This window comes from Pseudomonas sp. GW823-FHT05G12 (assembly GCF_058795575.1).
In genome coordinates this window covers 1,749,099-1,763,785 of the sequence record NZ_CM179501.1, presented here as the reverse complement: position 1 = coordinate 1,763,785, position 14,687 = coordinate 1,749,099, and the positions used below count along the sequence as shown (strand labels likewise).

Genomic DNA, 14,687 nt, shown 5'->3' with positions numbered 1-14,687 from the left:
GCATTGCTCTCTTACTGGTCTGGAGTGTCGATGGTCAGGCGCTGGGTAGCCTGGGTGGCGCTAGACAACGGAGCACCCCGGCCAACCCACTCCCCCTGGGTAGGCTGACCCGCGCGTGAAACACGTGCAACCAGTTGGACTTCGGCATACTGCGACAGTTTCATCTGCGGCATCATCGCATCAGCATCAGACAATTCCACCTCGATCGGCAACTGCGCCACGGTCACCCGCTTGGCCGCCAGCGGCATCGGCGGGCCATTGCTGGCGCGAGCGAAGATAAACACCGTGTCGTCCGGCTTGACCTTGTCCTTCAAGGCAGCCGCCAGTTCCACCCGCACTTTCAGGCGAGCCGCCACAGGTGCAGGCTCGGTCGCCTCTGCTGGCACCCCACCCAAGCGCTCGGCGGCGCGGTCGATACCACCCTGCAGGGCCGCTCGCGATGCATCACCTTCTGGCAACTGCGCCAGCAAGCGCTTCCAGTAGTCGATGGCTTCCTGATAACGCTCGCCTTCAAACGCAGCAATACCGCGCAGGCCCAGGCTGGTCACCTCGTTGGGGTCAGCCTTCAACGCTTCGTCAGTCAGCGCCTGCAATTGCGGGCTCCACTGCTTGTTGGCGGCAAAGTACTGGGCCTGGGCCCACTGCCCCAGCAGCTCGGGCTGGCGGCCGGCCAAGGCCACGGCCCGTTCGAACGTACGCGCGGCATCGGCCGGGCGCTGCTCGGCCATGTAGGCCCGGCCAAGGAAATACATGGCCTCGGCCGAATCCGGCTGGGCCTGCACCACGCGCTCAAGGCGCGTAGTCATTTCTTCCATCGACTTGGGTGCCTCGGCAAACTCCTGGGTCAGCGCCACCTTGTCCGCCGCACCAAAATGCAGGTACAGCCCCAGCGCCATCAGCGGCACCAGTCCCGCAGCCAGCAGCGGCAGGGCCTTGCCCAAATGCCCCTGGCGCGGGGCCTCGGCGCCTTCGGTATCGGCCAGCAGCTCGCGGGCAGCCTCGTCCCGGCCCTTGGCCATCTGCGCCTCATCGAGCACACCGGCGGCTTGCTGGGCCGCCAGTTCGGCGACACGTTCCTGATAAAGGGCCACGTTCAAGGCCGTGCGGTCTTCTTCCTGCTGGCGACGGCGGCCACGCAGGATCGGGAGCAGCAAAAAGCTGAGGGCAGCGAGCAGCAGAAGGCCCGCGCTAAGCCAGAATTCAATCATGGGTCTGTTCTTTTTCCAGCAGTTTGGCGAGACGCTCGCGTTCTTCGGCAGACAACTCATCGGCGCCTTGCGCGGCCGTAGCACGGCGCCGGCGTACGATCACCGCCAACACCACGAAGCCACCGGCCAGCAAGATCCCCGGGCCAAACCACAGCAGCCAGGTACGCGCGCTGAGCGCCGGCTTGTAGCGCACGAAGTCGCCATAGCGGTCGACCATGAAATCGATGATCTGCTGGTTGCTCTGGCCTTCGCCGAGCATGCGGAAGATTTCCCGGCGCAGGTCGGCAGCAATCGGCGCGTTGGAGTCGGCAATATCCTGGTTCTGGCACTTGGGGCAGCGCAGTTCCTTGGTCAACTGTTGGTAACGCTCGCGCTCGGCCTCGTCGCGAAACTGATAGGTGTCGATCGCCGCCTTGGCCACACCGGCCAGGCTCAAGCCCAGCACCGCAGCTGCCAGCCAGCGCCTCATGGCTTGGCCTCGTCGATCAGGCCCTGGTACAACGGCGCCAGCTGTTCACGCCAGACCGTGGCATCGACGATGCCTACGTGCTTGTAGCGGATGATGCCCTTGGCATCGATCAGGAAGGTTTCCGGCGCCCCATACACCCCAAGGTCCAGGCCCAGGCTGCCCTGTTCGTCACGAATATCCAGCTGATAGGGGTTGTGGAACTCGGCCAACCACTTCTGCGCGGCGGCGTTGTCATCCTTGTAGTTGACCCCATGGATCACCACACCCTGCTGTGCCAGCTGGTTCAGGTACGGGTGCTCGACCTTGCACGACGGACACCAGGTGGCCCATACGTTGACCAGTGCCGGGCGCCCCTGCAAGTCGGCCTGAGTCAGGGTGCGGTCCCCCTGTGTCGACGCCAGGGAAAACGCAGGGAACGGTTTGCCGATCATTGCCGAAGGCAGCTCGTCGGGCTTGAGGAAAAGCCCCTTGTAGAGGAACACCGCCACCAGCAGGAATACTGCAAGGGGCACTACCATGATCCAACGCTTCATGCAGCTGCTCCAGACACGCCCAGGACATCACGCACCCGGGTCTTGACCTTGACGCGGTAGCGCCGGTCGAGGGCCGCCAGCAACCCGCCCAGGCCGGTCAGCAGACCGCCCAGCCAGATCCAGCGGACGTAAGGCTTAATATGTACGCGCACAGCCCAGGCGCCATTCTCCAGTGGCTCGCCAAGCGCGACGTACAGGTCGCGGGTAAAGCCGGCGTCGATGCCTGCTTCGGTCATCATCGACTGCTGCACGGTGTACAGGCGCTTCTCCGGGTACAGTGTGGTCACTTCACGGCCCTCGCGGCTGACCACGATGGTGCCCTTGTCAGAGATGAAGTTCGGCCCCTCGAAGTGCTTGGCGCCCTGGAACAGGAAGTGGTAGCCACCCAGCTCCACGCTTTCGCCCGGCGCCATGCGCAGGTCGCGCTCGGCGCTGTTGTTGCTGGACAGCACCACGCCTAGCGCACACACCGCCAGGCCCAAGTGCGCCAGTTGCATGCCCCAGTAGCTGCGGCCCAGGCCCGGCAGGCCTTTGACCAGGCCCTTGTGGCGGGTCTTGTCGAAAATATCACGCAGCCCGCCAAGCACCACCCAGGCGGCCAGGGCGAAGGCCGTCAGCGTCGGCCAATCGAAATCGTCGACGATAAAGCCGGCAACCGGGGCAAGGATGGCACTGCCGATCAATACCGGGGTCATCATGCTGACCAGCCATTTGCCCGGGGTGTCCTTCCAGCGCACCACCACGCCCACGCTCAGCACCACCATCAGCAGCGCCATCAGCGGCAGGAACAAGGCGTCGAAATAGGGCGGGCCGACCGACAGCTTGGCCCCGGTCAGGGCATCGAGCACCAATGGGTACAGGGTACCGAGCAGAATCATCGAAGCCGCGACCACCAGCACTAGGTTGTTGGCCAGCAGCAGCGTTTCACGCGACCACAGGGCGAAACCGACCTGGCTCTTGACCACCGGTGCGCGCAGGGCGAACAGGGTGAGCGACCCGCCGACCACGAACAGCAGGAAAAACAGGATGAAAATACCCCGCGACGGGTCGGCGGCAAACGCGTGCACCGAGGTCAGCACCCCGGAACGCACCAGGAAGGTACCCAGCAGGCTCAGCGAGAATGCGGCAATTGCCAGCAGCACGGTCCAGCTCTTGAACACCCCGCGTTTCTCGGTCACCGCCAGCGAGTGGATCAGTGCGGTGCCCACCAGCCAAGGCATGAACGAGGCGTTTTCCACCGGGTCCCAGAACCACCAGCCACCCCAGCCCAGTTCGTAGTAGGCCCACCACGACCCCAAGGTGATGCCAACACCCAGGAAAGCCCAGGCGACGATGGTCCACGGCCGCGACCAGCGCGCCCAGGCAGCGTCCAGCCGGCCGCCGAGCAAGGCGGCAATCGCGAACGCGAAGGCCACCGAGAAGCCCACATAGCCCATGTAGAGCATGGGTGGGTGAACGATCAGGCCAAAGTCCTGCAGCAGCGGGTTGAGGTCACGGCCATCGGTCGGCACCTGCGGCAGCAGGCGCTGGAACGGGTTGGAAGTAATGATCAGGAAGCTCAGGAAGCCCACGCTGATCATGCCCATTACCGCCAGCACGCGGGCCAGCATCACCTGCGGCAACTGCCGGGAGAACACCGACACGGCAAAGGTCCAGCCGCCGAGGATCAGCGCCCAAAGCAGCAACGAACCCTCATGGGCGCCCCACACCGCACTGAACTTGTAGTACCAGGGCAAGGCGCTGTTGGAATTGCTGGCCACATAGGCGACCGAGAAATTGTCTGTCATGAAGGCATGGGTCAGGCAGGCAAAGGCAAACGCCAGGAAGGCGAACTGCCCCCACGCTGCCGGCCGCGCCAGGCTCATCCACAGGCTGTCGCCACGCCACGCGCCAAGCAACGGCACACTGGCCTGCACGACGGCAAAGCAGATGGCCAGAATCATCGCCAACTGGCCCAGTTCGGGGACTACCAGTGCTGCGTTCATGGCTTCGTCTCCCCGCCGGTAGCGGCCTGGCCGCTTTCCTTCAGGGCCTTGGTGACTTCGGGCGGCATGTATTTCTCGTCGTGCTTGGCCAGCACCTCATCGGCTACCACCACACCTTCGGTGTTGAGCTTGCCAAGGGCGACGATACCCTGCCCTTCGCGGAACAGGTCGGGAAGGATGCCGCGGTAGGTGATGGGTACCGACTTGTTGAAGTCGGTTACCACGAAACGCACGTCCAGCGAGTCGGCCGAACGCTGCACCGAGCCTTTCTCCACCATGCCGCCAGCGCGGATGCGCGTGTCCAGCGGGGCTTCGCCGTTGGCGATCTGGGTCGGCGTATAGAACAGGTTGATGTTCTGCTGCAATGCGCTCAAGGCAAAGCCGACGGCAACCCCGACGCCGACCAGCAGGCCGACGATGAGCAACAGGCGTTTCTTGCGCTGCGGATTCACTGGTTGTTCTCCCGGCGCAAACGGCGCGCCTCTTCTTGCAAATAGCGACGACGGGCCAGCAGTGGCGCACCAACGTTCAGCGCCAGCACCGCCAGGCAGATGCCATAGGCCGACCACACGTACAGGCCATGGTGGCCCATGGCGAGAAAGTCACCGAAGGTGGCAAAGCTCATTGTGCGGCCCTCCGCCCCAGGCTGTTCAATACCTCGTCCCTGACCCAACTGGCGCGTGCTTCGCGCTTGAGCACTTCAAGGCGCATGCGCAGCAGCAGTACGGCGCCGAAGAAACAGTAGAAACCCAGCGCCGTGCACAACAGCGGCAGCCACATTTCGGCCGGCATCGCCGGCTTTTCGGTAAGGGTGAAGGTGGCCCCCTGGTGCAGGGTGTTCCACCACTCCACCGAATACTTGATGATCGGGATATTCACCACACCGACAATCGCAAGCACCGCACAGGCCTTGGCCGCACTGTCACGATTACTGATCGCCTGGCCCAGCGCAATAATGCCGAAGTACAGGAACAGTAGGATGAGCATGGACGTAAGGCGGGCATCCCACACCCACCAGCTGCCCCAGGTCGGCTTGCCCCAGATGGCGCCAGTAACCAGCGCCACGGCGGTCATCCAGGCGCCAATGGGCGCGGCACACTGCAGGGCGACGTCGGCCAGTTTCATCTTCCACACCAGCCCCACCACCCCGGCCACCGCCAGCAGCACATAGCAGGACTGCGCCAGCATCGCCGCCGGCACATGGATATAGATGATGCGGAAGCTGTTGCCCTGCTGGTAGTCCTGGGGGGCGAAGGCCAGGCCCCAGGTGATGCCGACCAGCAGCAGGAGCACGGCAGCACCGGCCAGCCACGGCAGCATGCGGCCGCTGATGGCATAGAACCATTTCGGGGAGCCCAGCTTGTGGAACCACGTCCAGCTTATTTTCATCAGGGTACATCCAGGGTATTTGCCGGGCTTGAGAGCCCGGGACTCGTTATTCGCCGACGCTGATCTTCAGGCCGGCCGCTATCGCAAAGGGTGCCAGGGTAACGGCCAGGGCCGTCAGGCTGGCGAGCCAGAGCAGATGGCCGGTTGCCGGCATATTTTGCAACGCCGCTTGCAACGCACCACTGCCCAGGATCAATACAGGGATATACAACGGCAGAATCAGCAACGCCAGTAACAAACCTCCGCGTTTAAGGCCGACTGTCAGTGCCGCACCTACCGCGCCCAGCAAGCTCAATACCGGCGTCCCCAGCAGCAGCGACCCGAGCAGCACCGGCAGGCAATGGCTTGGCAGCCCCAGCATCAGTGCCAGCAGTGGCGCCAACAATACCAGCGCCAGCCCGGAAAAGATCCAGTGCGCCAGCACCTTGGCCAGCACCAGCAACGCCAGTGGGTGCGGCGACAGCACCCATTGCTCCAGCGAGCCGTCTTCGAAATCGCTGCGGAACAGGCCGTCCAGCGACAACAACACGGCCAGCAACGCCGCCACCCAGACCAGGCCCGGCGACAAGGTTTGCAACAATTGGCTTTCCGGGCCGACCGCCAGCGGGAACAGGGCCACGACAATGGCGAAGAACACCAACGGGTTGGCCAGTTCGGCGGGGCGACGGAACAGCAGGCGCGCTTCGCGGCGCAGCAACAAAATGAATACGCTCATGCAGCCCATTGCCCCAGGTTCAGTTCTCGATAACCGGAGGGCTTGCGTTCCAGTGTGTGGTGAGTCGTCAGCACCACCGTGCCGCCCTGCTCGCAGTGGGCTGCCAGGTGCGCTTCAAGCTGCGCCACGCCTTGCTTGTCGAGCGCGGTGAACGGCTCGTCGAGAATCCATAGCGGCGGACAAGCCAGGTGCAGCCGGGCCAGGGCCACACGGCGCTGCTGACCGGCCGACAGGGTATGGCAGGGGACGTCTTCGAAACCGCGCAGGCCGACAGCCTCCAGCGCCGCCCAGATTGCCTCGCGGCTGGCCGGCTGGTGCAGGGCGCACAGCCAGGTGAGATTCTCCTCGGCGGTGAGCAAGTCCTTGATGCCGGCGGCGTGGCCAATCCACAGCAGGGCGCTGGCCAAGGCATGACGCTGTTCTGCCAGGGGCTTGCCACCCAGCAGAATCTGCCCGGCCGTCGGCTGCATCAGCCCGGCCAGCAGGCGCAACAGGCTGGTCTTGCCGCTGCCGTTGGGGCCACTGATCTGCAGCATGTCGCCGGCGCCCAGCTCGAAATCGAGCTGTTCGAACAGCAGGCGCCAGTCGCGCTCGCAGGCCAGGCCCGCGGCTTGAAGGTGAAGGGTCACGGTTTCGCCTTATCTTTAGTAGGGCATTGGGGCGGCGTCGCCTGCTTCGCGGGTGAACCCGCTCCTACAACCCTGTAGGAGCGGGTTCACCCGCGAAGCAGCCAAAACCGCTCCAAAGCCCTTGTGTCTCAAGTCGCCCCGCGCGCTGCCGTTATACTGGCAACCACAGGCGCGCGGCATTATTACACGCGCCGCCGCGCTGCCAAGAGGCCGGGCTCGACAGGTTGTATACAATCATGACTGAAATCAATAGTCTCGGCGCACAAACCGCGATCAACAGCCAAGCCATCAAGGCGGGCATGACCGGCGATCTGCTGCGCCTGATCCAGGCGCAGCCTGGGCTGCTGGCTCCTGGCGAAACCGCGCAAGCCGAGGTTTTATCGTTGCGCCAGACGGGCCAGGACTTTCAGCTGGTGCTACGGCTGATGCAGGCCAACGGCGTGCAGACCCAGCTTCAGGCCAACGCCAGCCAGCCGCTGCCACAAGGCAGCCAGATCACCGTCAGCCAGACCGAAAGCAACCGCCTGGCGATCATGCTGCAACAGGCCAGTGCCAGCCAGGTCGCCACCCTCACCCAGCTGGACACCAGCAAGGTGCCGGTCGGCACCTTGCTGCAAGGCAAGGTCCTGACCAACCAGCTGCTGGCCCAGGCACCCGGCCAACCGGCCGTGTACCGGGCGCTGGTCAGCCTGCTCAACAGCAACCAGGCCGGCGCCACACTGAGCATCGACAGCCCGCGCCCGCTGGCCATTGGCAGCCTGCTCAGCGCCCTGGTGCAGGGTGATCAGTCATTGCGCTTCGTGCCGCTCAGCGGCAGGCAGGACCAACTCAGCATTGCCCAACAGCTGCTGACCCAGCAAAACCGCCAAGCCTCGCTACCCGGCCTGCTCAACGCCCTGCAACAGCTCACCCGCGACCCAGGCGTCGATGGCGACCTGCGCGCCAGCGCCGAACGCCTGCTGGCAAGCCTGCCGGACGCCCGACAACTGGGCGACGCCAAGGCAGTGGCCCAGGCCCTGAACAACAGCGGCAGCTTTCTCGAAGCGAAGCTGCTGAGTGGGTCCACCGCCAGCGTCGCCACCGACCTCAAGGCGCATTTGCTGCGGCTGATGGCCCAGGCCCCTGCCCTCCCGGCAAGCGCTGCCAATCTCAACCCCGCCAGCCTGGCCGTGACCATGCCGGCTTTGGCGCGCAGCGCACTGGGCATGCTCGAGCGGGTCAGCCCCAAGCCGCAGCCGGGCGCGTTCCCATTACCGTCGCGCCTGCTCAAGGCCCTGGAAGAGGAAGGCGACCTGCAACAGCTGCTGCGCCTGGCTGCCGCTGCCGTTTCACGCTTGCAGAGCCACGCCATGAGCAGCCTGCAACAAACCGGCACGCTGGAAAACGGCAACCTGCAGACCACCTGGCAAACTGAAGTGCCGATCCGCCACGGCCAGGACTTCATCCCGCTGCAAGTCAAACTGCAGCGCGAAGAAACCCCACAACAACAGGCCGACCGCCAACATGAAGCCCAAGACCCTCGGCAAGCCCTGTGGCGCATCGAGCTGGCCTTCGACCTGTCCCCGCTCGGCCCCATGCAAGTGCAGGCACAACTGAGCGAGGGCCGCCTGAGCGGGCAGCTATGGGCGGAGCGCGAGCAGACCGCGCGGTTGATCGACGCCCAGCTTGGCGCGCTGCGCGCGCGCCTGCTGGCCCGGGGCCTGGAAGTCGGCGACCTGGAGTGCCACCCGGGCATCCCGCCGCAGGGGCCACGCACACGGATGGAACAACGCTGGGTGGACGAAACCGCATGAACGATACGACACCACGCCAAGCCATAGCGCTGAACTACGACGGCCATCAGGCACCGACCCTCACCGCCAAGGGCGACGAGGACCTGGCCGAGGCCATCCTTGCGCTCGCCCGCGAACACGAAGTGCCGATCTACGAAAACGCCGAGCTGGTGCGGCTGCTGGCGCGGCTGGAGCTGGGCGATCAAATACCCGAGGCGCTGTACCTGACCATTGCCGAGATCATCGCCTTCGCCTGGCACCTGCGCGGCAAGGTACCCGCCGGCTTCGATGATCCGCGCCCGGCAGAGCGCGATATCACCCCACCATTGCCCCCGCTGCCCGGCACTGGCCAGTAACTATCTACCACCCCCTCCCCCTCCATGCGCCCAACCTTGTCGGCCTCCCACGTACAAGGTGTACCGTCATGATCGACAGCAGAATCAACGCCAAAGGCGTGCAGTTCGTAGTAGACCATCTGGCCAACATCCCACGCCCGGACCGCGAAGCCCATCGCTTGATCCGGCAGTGGCTTGCCGGGCAAGGTGTGCATATCGACCCCGATCGCGTCGATGTGGTCACCCTGCACTACCGGCCGGATGACCAAGGGTATGTGGCAGCGGTCCAACAGACCCAGAGCATGACCCAGGCGCTGCTGGGCAACTGGCAAGGGGAGTCCGATAACAACCTCATCGGCGCACTGTTCGCCAACCCTTGGGCAGGCACCTTCCCCCAAGGGCCGTTGAAGCTGGTCGATCGCCTGCCAACGCTGGGCTTTGGCCATCAGGGCGCCGCCTTCGAGGTGTATAACGGCCTGTTCCAGCGATCGTCCCCCGCCCGTTACGATGCCTCGACCCACATTCAGGTTCCGGCTGAAGCCTTCCAGCGGTTCATCGAAGCGCTGGACTTTCACCAACCGTTCAAAGCCATGCTCGACGCTTACTGGCAGGAGCATCAGGACACTCACCGCCTGGCCAGCAAGCTCAATTTCATCGCCGCCTGCAACGCCCAGGTCAACCAGGGGCGCCTGAGCGATGCCGCCAGGGAACTGGCATGGCAAGCCGCCGGCATGATGCCGCAGCGCTTCAAGATACGGGTCAGCACGCTGAGCATCTATGGCTATGCGGCCACCGACCTGCTGTACATCAACGCCCCCCACAGCGATCTGACCCTGCTGTACATGCCAGGTAACAGCTCGCCCTTGCTCGAATTCGCCAGCGAGAACCAGCTCAAGGACTGGGTGGGCGATCAGTGCAAGGACCCCGCCCGACGCGAAGCGCTAACGCAACACTTCAGGCTCGCCGACCGCCCCCAGGGCCTGGATTTCAGTGGCCTGGACACCGCGCTCGAGGGCCTTGGCGACTATCCGGACCGGCACCGGCTGCCGCCTGAACACGGTTATTTCAACGATGATGGCGTCTGGCCCCCCCGAACCTACGTGAACTACAAACCTGGCAAATACAACCCCAAACTGACCGGGGATATGTTCGCAGCCCTGACCGAGCGCCAGCGCCAGCGCAGCTATGACGATGCCGATTTTGTCATCACCACCGATAGTCAGGTTACCAAAGCCAAATGGCGTGGCTACCTCACCAACACGCTCAACCTGCTGGCGCCACTGTGCCTGGTGGTGCCGGGGCTGGCGCCACTGCTGGCGGTCGGTGGCATTGCCCAGTTGGGCCTGGGCCTGGATCAGGTGATCAACGGCCACAGCCTGAAAGCCAAACAGGACGGGGTTGGCGACATCGCCTGGGGGTTGTTCAACGCCATACCGCTGGCAACGGAGGGCAGCGCAGGCATCAAGGCCCTGTTCGAGTTCAAAAGCGATGGTTTTGTCATGCCGCGCGAGGTCAACGAGCAGCTCGGCTATCCGTTGAGCCCGACCAGCCCACCGCGGCTTCCAGAGCCAGAAGGCGCGGAGTACTTCCACCACCACGAGCCGATTACACCGCTTGACGAAGGCGACCCGGCTGTTGCCGGCGCGGTGATACGCTTGCCACACTACGATGGCGAACTGGACGACCTGGAATGCAGCATCGAAACCTACAATGCACGCGTGGTCTATGACCTGGAGCACGACGCATTCATCATCAAGGAAACCGTCAACGAGGTCGAGCCGCAAGCCTACATCGCAGTGCCTGGCAGCCGTGACCTTGTGGCGCTCGACAGGCAGCGCCCAGTCACCGACGCCATGCGCACCCGCACCTTGCGCGCGCTGGGTGTCGACCTGCCACTGCCAGTCACCATTCCGACACCGGCCCCGGACAGCGCCCCCATCCCCAAACTTATCTCCAGCCTCTGGGTCGGCGACAAAGTCATTAGCGAGCCATTGCTGGCCAACCTTGCCGCCAACGCCGCGCGCCTGAGCGACAGTGAATACAGCATGCGCCTGTTTCTGTCGAAGGCTTCGCCTACCGCTTACGAACAGAACGCAAGGCTATTGGCAGCCCGGGCGCCAGGGCTGCAGGTATTGCCGCTTGAAGAGCAAGGCTTCTTCCGGGCCTTCCGCCAGAGCCGCTATTACGCGCAGTACGAGGCAGCGCTGGATGGCAACGGTGGCATCGCCACCAATTACGCGTCTGCGACCGATGTGCTGCGCTACCGGATGCTGCACCATGAGGGTGGGCTGTACATGGACGTGGACGACTTCCTGCTGCCGGACGGCAAGGGCGAAACGATCGATCAGGTCGAGCTGCGCACCCCACCCGATGGGCTGCTGCTGCCACCGCCGATGTCCAACGAGAAAATGAGCATGAATTGCCTGTACAACACCAGCCTCATTGGTAGCCACCCAGGCAACCCACTGCTGGATGCGATCTCCGATGAAATGCTCGCACGTTTCCAGACCCATGCAGACTTCTACGAAAGCCGACCGAGCCTGGAACAGGACCCGAGCGGTTTCTACCGCTATGCCAACACGCTCAGCTACCTAACCGGGCCGGCACTGCTCACTGAAGTGGTCGATCGCCATCTACCCGGGTTGCGGACCCTGCGCCAGATCATCAACCTGCACACCATGCCACGCGTCAACACCTATCCATTCATCAACCCTTCGCAAGCCAATACAGCCCTGAAGCAACTGCTGCCCCTGAACCGGTTCGCCGGCGTGGGCGGCAATCACTCCTGGGTTCGCAATTGAAATGAACAGCGGATACTGAACGGGCCTGGCGACACCTTTCAGATCGAGCGGAGCATGGGCGCCGCTCGATTTCCCAGGCGACGAACCTGCTGCCGAGGGTACCCCGTCAAGGAGCCCGGTACACCTTGCTCATCAACTCCGCCTCGGCCTGGGTCAAGCCGCAGCTCTGGGTCAACTCATCGATACTCGCCCCCATCCCCACCAGCTTGGCCGCCTGGCTGAAAGTAACGTTGCTGGGGTCGCGCTGCTCGAGGCGCTCCAGCCGGTCCGGCAGGGTGGCCACCGCCGCACGCAGCTCATGGATGGCCTCACCCATGCGCACCGTGCCGTTCTGGTAGTCATCCAGACGCTTGGCCAAGTCCTTGATGCGCTGGTCACGCAGCGCATCGCCCTCGGCCTGCTGCGCAGCCAGCTCGCGCTGGCGCTTGCTGTAGTTGAGGAAAAACCACAGGCTCAGCGCCCAGGCCAGCGCCAGGAAGATGACAGCAACCTCTAGGATCAACTCAGATGTTCTCCAGCTCGGACCACTCTTCCTCGGTCATCATCTTGTCCAGTTCGACCAGGATCAGCAGTTCGCCATTCTTGTTGCACACGCCCTGAATGAACTTGGCCGACTCTTCGTTACCCACGTTCGGCGCGGTTTCGATTTCGGACTGGCGCAGGTAAACCACTTCGGCCACGCTGTCGACCAGAATGCCGACCACTTGCTTGTCGGCTTCGATGATGACGATACGGGTGTTGTCGGTCACTTCGGTCGGCATCAGGCCAAAACGCTGACGCGTGTCGATCACCGTCACCACGTTGCCGCGCAAGTTGATGATGCCCAGCACGTAGCTCGGCGCACCCGGCACCGGGGCAATCTCGGTGTAGCGCAGGACTTCCTGCACCTGCATCACATTGATGCCGTAGGACTCGTTGTCCAGACGGAAGGTAACCCACTGCAGGATCGGATCTTCGGAACCTTGTGCAGACGACTTTTTCATTCCCCTACCCTCAAAATCCGCCGTTGGCGGTATGTTCTGTGTCATTTCTGTTTGGCGTGCATCTGCTTGACCGCACCGCTGGCGATCAGCTCGGCCAGTGCGGCGACGTCGAGCAGTGCGCACATGTGTTCGATTACGGTGCCGGCCAGCCACGGGCGCTGGCCACGCTGGCTGCGCCACTTGATCTCCGACGGGTCCAGACGCAGCGAGCGGCTGACCTGATGCACCGCCAGCCCCCATTCATAGCCCTGCACCGAAATCACGTATTGCAGGCCCTGGCGAAAATCATCGCGGTAGCGGTCGGGCATTACCCAACGCGCAGTGTCCAGCACCTTCAGGTTGCCGGCCTGGCAGGTCAGGATGCCGAGGAACCAGTCGGGCTGGCCGAACAGTGGTGTCAGCTCCTGGCCAGCCAGGGTGTAGATCGAGCCCAGGCACACCAGCGGCACCGCCAGGGTCAGGCCGGCAACGTCGAACAGCAGGCATTCGAACGGCTCGGCCGCCCACACCGGACGACCGTCGACAGTGGCCGGGGGCACGGGCAGGTTGGGCGCCGGCAGATGCACATCGACCAGCGGCACAGCCGGTTCCACGGTTTGTTCTTCGATCAGTACCGGGATGCTGGCTTCGGCCACGATCTCCTGCTCGACCACCGTCACCACCGGGGCTTCCACCGGCATCACGCTGGGCAGTACCGCCAGCCGGGGTTCGGCGAATGGCCGCGGGGCAAAGCTGGCGGCGGCTTCGGCGGGCTCAGGCCGGGCTGGCTGTCGGGCATCGCGTGCCTGCTCCTCGCGCACCGCCTCGGCGAATTCATCCGCCACTGCCGGCTGCTCGCTCAGGTCTTCGGCCTCGGTGGCCTCCTGCAGCAAGCCGTCCAGGTACGATTGCAGGGCCATCTGGGGCCGGGTGCCGGTTTGCCGGGTTTGAGTCATCAGGCCACCTGCACTGCGTTCTTGTAGGTGAGCAGGTGCTTGAGCAGCGCCCTGTAGGCGATCAACCCACGGCTCTTGCTGTCGAACTGCGAAGGCGTGACGCCCTTGCGACTGGCATCGCGCAGGCGCGTATCCACCGGGATGTAGCCCTGCCACACATGCTGCCCGTAGGTGTCACGCAGCAACTTGAGGGTGCCCAGCGACGCCTGGGTACGACGGTCGAACAGGGTCGGCACGATCTGGTACGGCAGCGCCTGCTTGCGCGAACGGTTGACCATGGCCAGGGTGCCGACCATGCGTTCCAGGCCCTTCACCGCAAGGAATTCGGTTTGCACGGGGATCACCAGCTGCTGGCTGGCGGCCAGGGCATTGACCATCAGCACACCCAGCAAGGGTGGGCTGTCGATCAGGGCATAGTCGAAATCCTGCCACAGCTGCGCCAGACTCTTGGCGATTACCAGGCCCAGGCCATTCTGCCCTGGCGACTGGCGCTCCAGCACCGCCAGGGCGGTACTCGACGGCAACAGCGAAATGCGCTCATCGCTGGTGGGCAGCAGCAGTTGCCCGGGCAAGCCTTCGGGCACCGTGCCCTTGTGCAGGAACAGGTCGTAGCAGCTGTGCTCCAGGGCATCCGGGTTGTGCCCGAAGTAGCTGGTCATCGAGCCGTGCGGGTCGAGGTCGACGACGACCACGCGCTTGCCGGCCTCGGCCAGCAGGCCGGCCAGGGCAATGGTAGTGGTGGTCTTGCCGACGCCACCTTTTTGATTGGCTACTGCCCAGACTCTCATCAAGCAAACTCTATCTATTGATTTGGCAGGGACACTGTAGAAACAACCGTCATGCGCAAAACTTCAAAACTCGCACGCCCCTCTGTGGGAGCGGGCAAGCCCGCGAATACCGGCGTAGCCGGTGCCATTCACCGAGTCGCTGGCT

At 64.0% G+C, this 14,687-nt stretch carries 16 protein-coding genes; 3 read left to right on the top strand and 13 right to left on the bottom strand.

What is annotated here, in order from left to right:
* Window positions 1-11: 11 nt before the first annotated feature.
* From ccmI to ccmA, 9 genes are read right to left on the bottom strand one after another with little or no spacing between them, the layout of a single operon-like run.
* Window positions 12-1,208, bottom strand: coding sequence for a c-type cytochrome biogenesis protein CcmI (gene ccmI / locus AC3RCM_RS08170; protein WP_064491598.1), 1,197 nt, complete (start codon window positions 1,206-1,208; stop codon window positions 12-14).
* A complete protein-coding gene (locus AC3RCM_RS08165) occupies window positions 1,201-1,677 on the bottom strand; it encodes a cytochrome c-type biogenesis protein (protein ID WP_492629496.1) in 477 nt (158 codons plus the stop codon). Before AC3RCM_RS08165 ends, ccmI begins: the two co-directional genes overlap by 8 nt.
* Complete coding sequence (locus AC3RCM_RS08160) at window positions 1,674-2,210, bottom strand: DsbE family thiol:disulfide interchange protein (RefSeq protein WP_014590171.1); 537 nt, start codon at window positions 2,208-2,210, stop codon at window positions 1,674-1,676. Before AC3RCM_RS08160 ends, AC3RCM_RS08165 begins: the two co-directional genes overlap by 4 nt.
* A complete protein-coding gene (locus tag AC3RCM_RS08155) occupies window positions 2,207-4,195 on the bottom strand; it encodes a heme lyase CcmF/NrfE family subunit (RefSeq protein ID WP_010955057.1) in 1,989 nt (662 codons plus the stop codon). Before AC3RCM_RS08155 ends, AC3RCM_RS08160 begins: the two co-directional genes overlap by 4 nt.
* Window positions 4,192-4,647 (bottom strand): cytochrome c maturation protein CcmE, encoded by a 456-nt coding sequence (gene ccmE, locus AC3RCM_RS08150; RefSeq protein WP_014590169.1) that lies wholly within the window; start codon window positions 4,645-4,647, stop codon window positions 4,192-4,194. Before ccmE ends, AC3RCM_RS08155 begins: the two co-directional genes overlap by 4 nt.
* Window positions 4,644-4,820, bottom strand: coding sequence for a heme exporter protein CcmD (gene ccmD / locus AC3RCM_RS08145; protein ID WP_003254380.1), 177 nt, complete (start codon window positions 4,818-4,820; stop codon window positions 4,644-4,646). The genes ccmE and ccmD overlap by 4 nt, the downstream gene beginning before the upstream one ends.
* Window positions 4,817-5,584 (bottom strand): heme ABC transporter permease, encoded by a 768-nt coding sequence (locus AC3RCM_RS08140; RefSeq protein ID WP_010955058.1) that lies wholly within the window; start codon window positions 5,582-5,584, stop codon window positions 4,817-4,819. The genes ccmD and AC3RCM_RS08140 overlap by 4 nt, the downstream gene beginning before the upstream one ends.
* A 46-nt stretch (window positions 5,585-5,630) precedes the next feature.
* Entirely contained in the window at window positions 5,631-6,299 is a 669-nt protein-coding gene (gene ccmB / locus AC3RCM_RS08135; protein WP_012273477.1) for a heme exporter protein CcmB, read from the bottom strand.
* Window positions 6,296-6,928 carry a cytochrome c biogenesis heme-transporting ATPase CcmA gene (gene ccmA, locus AC3RCM_RS08130; RefSeq protein ID WP_003254385.1) on the bottom strand — a complete coding sequence of 211 codons (633 nt, stop codon included), beginning with the start codon at window positions 6,926-6,928 and terminating at the stop codon, window positions 6,296-6,298. The genes ccmB and ccmA overlap by 4 nt, the downstream gene beginning before the upstream one ends.
* Before the next feature lie 236 nt (window positions 6,929-7,164).
* On the opposite strand from ccmA, the gene fliK reads away from it, so the two are divergent.
* From fliK to AC3RCM_RS08115, 3 genes are all read left to right on the top strand, one after another.
* Window positions 7,165-8,721, top strand: coding sequence for a flagellar hook-length control protein FliK (gene fliK / locus AC3RCM_RS08125; protein WP_492629495.1), 1,557 nt, complete (start codon window positions 7,165-7,167; stop codon window positions 8,719-8,721).
* Window positions 8,718-9,056, top strand: coding sequence for an EscU/YscU/HrcU family type III secretion system export apparatus switch protein (locus tag AC3RCM_RS08120; protein ID WP_020190265.1), 339 nt, complete (start codon window positions 8,718-8,720; stop codon window positions 9,054-9,056). The genes fliK and AC3RCM_RS08120 overlap by 4 nt, the downstream gene beginning before the upstream one ends.
* A 68-nt stretch (window positions 9,057-9,124) precedes the next feature.
* Window positions 9,125-11,836 (top strand): dermonecrotic toxin domain-containing protein, encoded by a 2,712-nt coding sequence (locus tag AC3RCM_RS08115; protein WP_198747912.1) that lies wholly within the window; start codon window positions 9,125-9,127, stop codon window positions 11,834-11,836.
* A gap of 106 nt (window positions 11,837-11,942) precedes the next feature.
* On the opposite strand, the gene AC3RCM_RS08110 is transcribed toward AC3RCM_RS08115, so the two are convergent.
* Genes AC3RCM_RS08110 through AC3RCM_RS08095 form a run of 4 tightly spaced genes read right to left on the bottom strand, consistent with a single transcriptional unit; the run spans window position 11,943 to window position 14,542 of the window.
* Window positions 11,943-12,338: a DUF2802 domain-containing protein gene (locus AC3RCM_RS08110; RefSeq protein ID WP_010955062.1), complete on the bottom strand. Its 396-nt coding sequence runs from the start codon at window positions 12,336-12,338 to the stop codon at window positions 11,943-11,945.
* Between the two features lies 1 nt (window position 12,339).
* Entirely contained in the window at window positions 12,340-12,819 is a 480-nt protein-coding gene (locus tag AC3RCM_RS08105; protein WP_003254393.1) for a chemotaxis protein CheW, read from the bottom strand.
* 41 nt (window positions 12,820-12,860) lie between these two features.
* Window positions 12,861-13,754: a CheW domain-containing protein gene (locus AC3RCM_RS08100; RefSeq protein WP_064491800.1), complete on the bottom strand. Its 894-nt coding sequence runs from the start codon at window positions 13,752-13,754 to the stop codon at window positions 12,861-12,863.
* Window positions 13,754-14,542 (bottom strand): ParA family protein, encoded by a 789-nt coding sequence (locus tag AC3RCM_RS08095; protein ID WP_010955064.1) that lies wholly within the window; start codon window positions 14,540-14,542, stop codon window positions 13,754-13,756. The genes AC3RCM_RS08100 and AC3RCM_RS08095 overlap by 1 nt, the downstream gene beginning before the upstream one ends.
* Between the last annotated feature and the right edge of the window lie 145 nt (window positions 14,543-14,687).

What these genes read in the sequence shown, in the direction of transcription:
- ccmI (WP_064491598.1), bottom strand. Translation starts at nt 1,208, where the DNA reads ATGATTGAATTCTGGCTTAGCGCGGGCCTTCTGCTGCTCGCTGCCCTC.
- AC3RCM_RS08165 (WP_492629496.1), bottom strand. Translation starts at nt 1,677, where the DNA reads ATGAGGCGCTGGCTGGCAGCTGCGGTGCTGGGCTTGAGCCTGGCCGGT.
- AC3RCM_RS08160 (WP_014590171.1), bottom strand. Translation starts at nt 2,210, where the DNA reads ATGAAGCGTTGGATCATGGTAGTGCCCCTTGCAGTATTCCTGCTGGTG.
- AC3RCM_RS08155 (WP_010955057.1), bottom strand. Translation starts at nt 4,195, where the DNA reads ATGAACGCAGCACTGGTAGTCCCCGAACTGGGCCAGTTGGCGATGATT.
- ccmD (WP_003254380.1), bottom strand. Translation starts at nt 4,820, where the DNA reads ATGAGCTTTGCCACCTTCGGTGACTTTCTCGCCATGGGCCACCATGGC.
- AC3RCM_RS08140 (WP_010955058.1), bottom strand. Translation starts at nt 5,584, where the DNA reads ATGAAAATAAGCTGGACGTGGTTCCACAAGCTGGGCTCCCCGAAATGG.
- ccmB (WP_012273477.1), bottom strand. Translation starts at nt 6,299, where the DNA reads ATGAGCGTATTCATTTTGTTGCTGCGCCGCGAAGCGCGCCTGCTGTTC.
- fliK (WP_492629495.1), top strand. Translation starts at nt 7,165, where the DNA reads ATGACTGAAATCAATAGTCTCGGCGCACAAACCGCGATCAACAGCCAA.
- AC3RCM_RS08120 (WP_020190265.1), top strand. Translation starts at nt 8,718, where the DNA reads ATGAACGATACGACACCACGCCAAGCCATAGCGCTGAACTACGACGGC.
- AC3RCM_RS08115 (WP_198747912.1), top strand. Translation starts at nt 9,125, where the DNA reads ATGATCGACAGCAGAATCAACGCCAAAGGCGTGCAGTTCGTAGTAGAC.
- AC3RCM_RS08105 (WP_003254393.1), bottom strand. Translation starts at nt 12,819, where the DNA reads ATGAAAAAGTCGTCTGCACAAGGTTCCGAAGATCCGATCCTGCAGTGG.
- AC3RCM_RS08100 (WP_064491800.1), bottom strand. Translation starts at nt 13,754, where the DNA reads ATGACTCAAACCCGGCAAACCGGCACCCGGCCCCAGATGGCCCTGCAA.
- AC3RCM_RS08095 (WP_010955064.1), bottom strand. Translation starts at nt 14,542, where the DNA reads ATGAGAGTCTGGGCAGTAGCCAATCAAAAAGGTGGCGTCGGCAAGACC.